At 38.7% G+C, this 579-nt stretch carries 1 protein-coding gene; it reads right to left on the bottom strand.

Translation table 11 applies throughout. The features are described 5' to 3' along the window. Nucleotides 1-66 precede the first annotated feature (66 nt). Nucleotides 67-507, bottom strand: a complete 441-nt coding sequence (gene tnpA, locus JEM65_RS21180; RefSeq protein ID WP_199603711.1) for an IS200/IS605 family transposase — start codon at nt 505-507, stop codon at nt 67-69. Nucleotides 508-579: the final 72 nt, after the last annotated feature.

Here is a 579-nt window from a genome sequence, read left to right on the forward strand (position 1 = left end):
AGTAAAAATCACACCTTCTTAGAAGGTGGCTTTGGTTAGCCCCCATAGGGGGCGGCAAGGGCAAATTCAGAAATCAAACCGTTGTTGCTGATCCTCAACTCGCTTCTCTTCTTTCTCTTGATATTTTACATATTTCTTAATCATTTCCTCGTCCAAGCCTACGGTGCTGACAAAATATCCCCGTGCCCAAAAATGATTGCCCCAATAGGGCTTCGTTTTCAATTTAGGGTAACTCTTGAACAGTTTTATTGCAATCTTCCCTTTTAGAGTACCCATCAATTTTGAGATAGAAACTTTCGGCGGAACTGAAACCAACAAATGAATGTGGTCTTCTTGAACGTTCAATTCCTGAACATCACAACCTTTCCAATCACAGAGCATTTTTATATCGTGTTCGACCAAATCTTTTATTGCTCCCTTCAAAATCCGAAGACGATATTTTGGAACCCAAACAATATGATAGTCACATTTATAAACAACATGGCTAAGTTTCTTATATTTACTCATAGTGCAAATATAAGGCACAGCCGTCAGAACATTACCACCTGCAAAGCAGGTGGATTTTTAAAGTGAATTAAA

This window comes from Gelidibacter salicanalis, from assembly GCF_016469035.1.
Classification (GTDB): domain Bacteria; phylum Bacteroidota; class Bacteroidia; order Flavobacteriales; family Flavobacteriaceae; genus Gelidibacter; species Gelidibacter salicanalis_A.